Origin of the sequence: Coleofasciculus sp., assembly GCF_046539235.1 — a bacterium.
GTDB lineage: Bacteria > Cyanobacteriota > Cyanobacteriia > Cyanobacteriales > Coleofasciculaceae > Coleofasciculus.
Map to the genome: position 1 here is coordinate 1 of NZ_JBKHHI010000339.1, position 7,287 is coordinate 7,287.

General features: G+C 46.4%; 7 protein-coding genes. 6 read left to right on the forward strand and 1 reads right to left on the reverse strand.

What is annotated here, in order from left to right; translation table 11 throughout:
• The first annotated feature begins 256 nt into the window (after positions 1-256).
• Positions 257-1,162 (forward strand): GerMN domain-containing protein, encoded by a 906-nt coding sequence (locus ACLFWI_RS23200; protein ID WP_446414891.1) that lies wholly within the window; start codon positions 257-259, stop codon positions 1,160-1,162.
• A 250-nt stretch (positions 1,163-1,412) separates the two neighbouring features.
• On the opposite strand, the gene ACLFWI_RS23205 is transcribed toward ACLFWI_RS23200, so the two are convergent.
• Positions 1,413-2,390, reverse strand: a complete 978-nt coding sequence (locus tag ACLFWI_RS23205; protein WP_446414892.1) for a YdcF family protein — start codon at positions 2,388-2,390, stop codon at positions 1,413-1,415.
• Positions 2,391-2,721: 331 nt separating this feature from the next.
• On the opposite strand from ACLFWI_RS23205, the gene galE reads away from it, so the two are divergent.
• From galE to ACLFWI_RS23230, 5 genes are all read left to right on the forward strand, one after another.
• The gene (gene galE / locus ACLFWI_RS23210; protein WP_446414893.1) at positions 2,722-3,720 is read left to right on the forward strand and encodes a UDP-glucose 4-epimerase GalE; all 999 of its coding nucleotides are present in this window, start codon (positions 2,722-2,724) and stop codon (positions 3,718-3,720) included.
• A gap of 84 nt (positions 3,721-3,804) precedes the next feature.
• A complete protein-coding gene (locus tag ACLFWI_RS23215; protein WP_446390481.1) occupies positions 3,805-4,287 on the forward strand; it encodes a hypothetical protein in 483 nt (160 codons plus the stop codon).
• 53 nt (positions 4,288-4,340) lie between these two features.
• Entirely contained in the window at positions 4,341-4,787 is a 447-nt protein-coding gene (locus tag ACLFWI_RS23220; RefSeq protein WP_446414894.1) for a hypothetical protein, read from the forward strand.
• A gap of 77 nt (positions 4,788-4,864) precedes the next feature.
• Positions 4,865-6,001 (forward strand): glycosyltransferase, encoded by a 1,137-nt coding sequence (locus ACLFWI_RS23225; RefSeq protein WP_446414895.1) that lies wholly within the window; start codon positions 4,865-4,867, stop codon positions 5,999-6,001.
• Between the two features lie 91 nt (positions 6,002-6,092).
• Positions 6,093-6,824: a sugar transferase gene (locus ACLFWI_RS23230; protein WP_446414896.1), complete on the forward strand. Its 732-nt coding sequence runs from the start codon at positions 6,093-6,095 to the stop codon at positions 6,822-6,824.
• Positions 6,825-7,287 lie beyond the last annotated feature (463 nt).

The window sequence follows — 7,287 nt, forward strand, 5'->3', positions numbered from 1 at the left end:
AAGCTCCCGCATCCTCTGGCTTCCCCCGTGCAACAGAAGCTCCCGCATCCTCTGGCTTCCCCCTTTTGAAGGGGGACGGGAGGGGGATCTAAAAGGGAAGAGGGGGATCTAAAAGGGAAGAGGGGGATCTGAAGGGGACTTTGATCTACTGTACTTTATTACACAAAAAGCGCTGTAAGTTATTCCTTGAGTCAGATGAATAGTATTAAATTGGCTTTGATCATAAAACAGTAGGTACATAATGAATGCTTGTTTTATGAGTAGGAATACAATAAATTTAAAACACCAATCAATGTTGATGGGTGCTGTTTTGGCGCTATCCTTCACCACTGCATCTGCTGGGGAAGCGCATAGTACCTCTGTAACCACTCCTGAGAACTCTGAAGCCACCTCACAACCTCAACCCCAGACGATTAGCCAAAATCCAGATGCTCCCAGACAAATTCAAGTCTTTTTACCCAAGCCTTCCGCCGACAATCAAACGATAGGCTATGTTGAACCCGTTACCCGACCCACATCCCGCGTCGATGTTGCCGAATTTGCCATTGAGCAAATTGTCCAAGGACCAACATCCACAGAAAAAGAGCAAGGATTTGCTGATTTAGTTGACTTTCGAGGCGAATCCACCTGTGGTGAAAACTTTACCGTTGATATCTCCAATGGAATTGCCCAACTCCAATTTTGTCGGACAGTCTATACGGCTGGACTTGGTGAAGACGCGGGAATCCAAAAAGCTGTAACCAATACACTACAACAGTTTAATAGTGTTGACCAAGTGGTTATTCTCGACAAAAACGGCGACTGCTTTAAAGATATGAGTGGTAAAAATGCCTGCTTGAATTCTATTGAAGGTGTTGTGTGGCGACCTGTTCCTGGGACTACAGCCGAGTCTGGGGGTGAATTGGGTATGACCAATACCCAACCTTGGGAAGTCGGACTTAATACCATTAGTCGTAATGGAGATGCAATTAATTTCGATGTGAACGCCAATGGCAAGTATGTCAGATATTCGGGAAATTGCCAACGGGAGTTGTTATCGCGAATTAAAATTGGCGATGTGGAAAATGGTCAAGTATCAGATATCATTTCAGTGAATGAGAACTATTTCAAAGCTGACCGATTTCAAGAACCTGTATTAGATTATGCCTGTACTCATAGTTGAGAGATAGCTAGGGATTCAACAGTGAACCTCTAGTTTCTTGCTCACTGACTGAACTTGTCATCGACCTGAGGTTATAGGCTGTTTTCAGCTTATCCGATTAAAGTCTTGAATGATAGGGAAGATAGGGCGGGTTTAGCTGTATCTGGGTAAGGTAAGCAACGATAATGGTGAAACCCGCCCCTACAAACCAGGTTCCCTTGAGCCAAGTGAAGGGTTCCCACCTTGCAGATTTTTCAGATTCGCGAAATGGTTAAACAACGGTGGGAGCTTGCCAACCTCGCAAATAATAGTAAATCGAAGCTAAAAACTCTTCCACAATTCGCGTCGTGACAGTCAGCGCTTCTACAGAGGGGATAAAGGATTCAATTTGCAGGGGGACTCTGGGTGTTGCTCCCGGTTGAAACGTAAAGAAGCCAGTCGGTTTAGGAACGACATTGGTTAGACCTACATTGGTAAACGTCTGTTGGGCGCGACGGCTGTTATAGGCTGAAGAAACCAGAAAAATGCGATTGTCTGCTAATCCGCGATCGCGTAAGATATCCTCGACGGCTTCAGCGCTGGTGCGGAGATCGGTACCTGTGGGTTCAACCACAATCCGGGTTTGGGGAACTCCTAATTCTACCAGTAAGGTTTGGATATCATTGGCTTCGACAACTTGATCTTGATTCCCTTCCAGATTCGGGCGAGGACCAGCACTAACCACAACTAAGGGGTTATTCCCCGATTGTCGATACAGTTGAGCCGCATACAGAATGCGATCGCCCGTATCGGTGAGTTGAATTTGAGTTCGAGGCGGTTCATCGGGTTGGGTGGTTCCTTGTCCCAGTACCACAATTGCTGAGGCGGTTTGAGCCCCTGCTGCTTCAGGTGTAACCACTGTTTGTTCTGTCGTCGCCGCCAACAGGTTAGAGAAAAAGGGCGTGCTGGCGATAAGTAAAATGAGTAAGGCTGCCAAAACCTGGTTCTTTGACTTATCCAGCCCTTGGCGGAGGGCAAAACTCAACAGCACGATGGAAGCACCAACAGGTTTTAAGGGAAACGAGAGAACTTGCCAAATCGTTGATACCAGGTCATTGTTGGGAGAGAAAAACGCCACAACAATGAAGCCAAACAGAAATAAACCCCCAAGCAAGGTAAAATACTCCTTGGGGATTACTTTCTTAAACAGGTTATAGAGAATAACTGCAATTAGCAGCCAGAGTAGGACTCGCGTCAGTAGTAAAAACATTGTGTTTTGACGGTGTAACGTTTTGATGGTGAGCGAGGACGTGTTAGTTGTTAGTCTGACTCCTCAAAAGAACAATTAACAAGTTAGGGGCGATTGGGATCAGGTTTTGTGTAACGTATCACTTGGGAAGAGCCACAGTTTAAATTACCCTAACATGGGCATTATACTCGTCATTGCCTCCAAGGATGAGGCAAATGAGGGAGAGGGGGGATGGGGGAGATGGGGAAGAGAGGGGAGAAGCCGTTTTGAGCAAAATTACTATTCAGGCAAAGACAAATAGCGAAAATATTTGTAAAGTTAGTCTATAAAACGAAACAGGGACGGTTTGAGTGTGTCGCAAGTCCAACCCGAAATTCTAGTAACTGGCGGAGCTGGATACATTGGTTCTCATACAGCGTTAGCCTTACAACGAGCAGGTTATAACGTCGTTGTCCTGGATAACTTGGTCTGTGGACATCGAGAGTTCGTAGAAGAGATCCTAAAAGCAGAATTGGTGATCGGGGATGTGGGCGATCGCACCCTGTTAGACAAAATCTTCGCCAGTCACAACATTACGGCTGTACTCCACTTTGCCGCCTATATTGCCGTGGGTGAGTCGGTCGCCTATCCGGCTAAATACTACCGAAATAACGTCAGTGGCACTCTGACCCTCTTAGAAGCCATGGTCGCCGCTGATGTGAAAAATTTAGTGTTTCCCTCCACCTGTGCGGTCTACGGGATGCCTCAGCAAGTACCAATGACCGAAGACCATCCTCAAAATCCGATTAATCCCTATGCGACGAGTAAATGGATTATGGAGCGGATGTTAGCGGACTTTGATCGTGCATACCATTTACGTTCCATTGTGTTTCGCTTCTTCAACGCGGCTGGGGCGAATCCTGAAGGACTACTCGGTGAAGATCATTACCCAGAAACCCATCTGATTCCCTTAGTTCTGTGGACAGCATTAGGCAAACGGGACTCCATTGCCATTTGGGGAACAGACTACTCCACCCCAGACGGAACCTGCTTGCGCGATTATATTCATGTCAGTGACTTGGCAGACGCCCATATCCTCGGGCTAGAGTATTTGTTAGGTGGCGGCAAGAGTGAAATCTTTAATTTAGGCAGTGGCAACGGTTTCTCCGTGCGACAGGTGATTGAAACAGCAAAGCAAGTCACCCAAAAAGAGATTAAAATCATTGAGTGCGATCGCCGCCCTGGTGATGCACCGATTTTGGTGGGTAGTAGCGACAAGGCGAGGAAAATTTTGGGTTGGTCTGCCAAATACCCGGAACTCAGTAAAATTATCAGCGATGCTTGGCAATGGCATCAACGGCGTCATCATTAAGTAGGTTGGTGGAAATAAACTCAACCTTATGAAGTTATGTTAACAAGCCTCAAACCCTTACAAAGGACGAATGACCAATGACCAATGACGATCCGTACCATTAACTTTAATTGTCCCCACCTCCTTAGTAAAGTATGGACAATTGCTATTTTCTTAGAAACTGGGAGTTCACATAAGTTTTTTGAAGCAGTGAAACAATTATCGGTGAATAAACACACCCAGACTGGAAAGGCTACAAACAACCTCAACTCTACCAACAAAAGGACTCTTGCCCTAGAAGCTCGACTCAGCCGCTTGGAATCCATTGTTGGGCAAATTGGTGAGGCGGTGCTTGCCACAACCGAGACGGTTGAGTGTCTTGGCAAGCGGGTTGATGCTTTGGCTGTGCAGGTGCAACACCAAGGGCATCAAGTTCAACAACAGGGTTACCAACTCTTTGCCTTGAGTGATGCGGTGCAAACCTTAGCCGAAAACCAAAATGAGTCACTCGCAGAACTTGGAGAACTCACTGAAACACTCCAACGCCTTGCGGCTGCCATCGAAGCCCAGCAGAAGTCAGTAAGCTAGGAGTAGCGTTAAAATGTTGGACGGCTTATTCTTAAATGAACCTAAGAGCATTCATGTATCGTCCCCGGCAAAATTTCCTGTGGCTAAGTGTCACGGCTGTGATTAGCCTATTGGCAGTAAGTTGTGGTCAGAGCAAGGTTGCCCAGTGTAATCAAATGATTCAAGTGGCGAATCAGGCGGTCAGTGACGCCAAAGTCGTGACCAGTGGTGTTCAAGAGGACAATCCCCAAGCTGAGGCAATGCGAAAAGCGGCGGCTGTCATGGATAAGGCTTCTGAAGAAATGAACGCGATAGATGTAACCGACGAGACGTTGCAAGACTATCAAGCCAGTTTTGTCAACATGTATCGCGATACGAGTCAAGCGATGCGTAATTTCGCGGTGGCGTTTGAGCAGAAAGACCGCCAAGGGGCGGAAACGGCACAGATGAGTTTACAGCAAGCAACGACCCCAGAAAAGCAATTAGTTGATAATCTTAATGCTTACTGCTCCGGTCAATAATGATATGGGGGAAGCTGGGGAAGCATAAATGAAACTACAGCTAATCTGAACAGACTTGTATTGGGGGATAACGATTCTTGAAGTACGCCTTGGTGCATGAGTGGCTGACTCCCAAAGCAACGGGTGGTTCTGAACTGGTGGTTCGAGAAATCCTCAAGTCAGTTGATGCTGATTTGTATGCCTTGATTGATTTTGAATCAACCAATCCCCAAAGTTATTTGTTTGGACGCCGGATTGGCACGACCTTTCTACAGCATTTTCCTTTGGCTAGCAAGGGGGTACAAAAGTATTTACCCCTGCTGCCCTTAGCTATTGAACAGCTAGACTTGCGGGATTACGATGTGATCCTCTCCTCCTCCCATGCTGTGGCTAAAGGTGTCCTTACCCGTCCACAACAGCTGCATTTATGCTACTGCCATACACCGATGCGCTACGCTTGGGATTTGACCTTTGATTACCTCAACAGCAGTGCTATAGGGCGGGGACTCCCTGGGTCAATCACGCGGTATCTGCTGCATCGGTTGCGTCAATGGGATGTGATCTCAGCCAATCGGGTGGATTATTTTATTGCCAACTCCCGCCATACCGCACGACGGATCTGGCGCTGCTACAGGCGAGAGGCACAGGTGATTTACCCTCCGGTTCATACTGAACGGTTTTCTTTTTTGGCTCAAAAGTCAGATTTTTACCTGACGGTTTCGCGATTAGTCAATTACAAGCAAGTGACGTTAATCGTGGAGGCGTTCAATCAACTGGGATATCCTTTGGTCGTCATTGGCGATGGACCGCAATTACAGGCGCTGCGCCATCTGGCTAAACCCAACGTGCAAGTGTTAGGTTTTTGTCCCGATCGCGTGGTCGAGGAGTATATGGCACAGGCAAAAGCCTTTGTTTATGCTGCCTGTGAAGATTTTGGCATTGCCCTGGTGGAAGCGCAAGCTTGTGGTACACCAGTTATTGCTTATGGTGCGGGTGGTGCTTTGGAAACCGTTCGGGATATCCGGAAACATCCGGATAAGGGTACGGGTCTGTTTTTTCTAGACCAAAGTCCCCAGGCTTTGATGGAGGCGGTGAAAGCCTTTGAAGCACGAGCCACTGCTTTTAGTCCTGAACAGATACAATTAAACGCAGCTCAATTTGCGCCAACTGTTTTTCGCGATCGCTACTTGACGTTTCTGGACGGCTGCTATCGAGACCACCTGTCACGATGTTGAGTCATAAATTCCAGTTTCCTGGTCGCTATTGCCTTAGCTAACCGCTTCTGGCTTTATGATCGTGACGTGTGGTGTGAAGTGAAGGAGTAAGATGACTGCCCAAAGCCAACTTATCTCCGTCAAGACGTTGCGAGCGTTCGTGAAGCGTGGTATCCAGCCCCGCGCTCCACGCAGTAGACCCAAAGGTCTGTCTCGATATCGCTTAGACGGAATTTTTGCCAAGCGGCTGTTTGATGTCGTATTTTCCCTATCGATTCTCACGTTGTTTTTCCCGATTTACCTGCTCTTAGCCATCCTAATCGCTATCAGTTCACCGGGTCCTATTTTTTATGTTCAGGAGCGAATCGGTAAAGACTATAAGCCGTTTAGCTGCATTAAATTTAGAACAATGGTGGAAAATGCTGACGAAATCTTGATCGAAATGATGACAGAATCAACCTCTATTCGTTGTGAGTTTGAAGAAAATTTTAAGCTCAAAGAAGACCCCAGAGTAACCTGGATTGGTAAATTCTTGCGATATACAAGTTTGGATGAGTTTCCCCAATTCTGGAATGTTTTGAAAGGAGATATGAGTGTGGTCGGTCCTCGCCCCTTAGTCCCGGAAGAAATGCATAAGTACGGGCGTTACATGGATAAAATTTTGACAATTAGACCAGGTATTACTGGACTATGGCAAGTTTCAGGACGTAATGATATTCCTTATAAGCGTCGAGTGCAAATCGATGTTTATTACGTGAATTTTCAAAATTTCTGGCTTGACTTATGGCTAATTTTGAAGACAATAGGCGTAATGATTTCTCCCAAAAACAAAGGGGCTTACTGATTGAGTTAAGTGGGGTGGAGCAGGGGAGGATTAAGCGAAAATTAAGCCTCTCGGCTCAGCCTCAGTAAATGAGCCTAGCATTGTTATTTATTTGACGCTCAATGCTTAGTTATTCTATCGCTTATTAGACAGGGAAATTGGGGATTCCCTATGCGCTGTTCCCCCAGCTCAATTGTCAACTTGAATTTTGTCCGACTAGTGAAATGCTGAACAGCTTAAACCAAAAGCCTGCCTTAATAAGGGTGACACAATCTGCCAAGAGAGCTCATCAAACTCCGATTAACATGGTAAACTTGATAGGTCATGAGTCAAGAGAAAGTTGATCGGTGCTGGTAATTTTACGGGAATCTAGGAATAATTTCCCTTATCCCAAAATCCAGTCGAGATATTAACACTCTTGTTAACTATTGTTGCCCATACGCATCACAGGACGATTCAAGGATGACGCAACCCAAACGAGCGC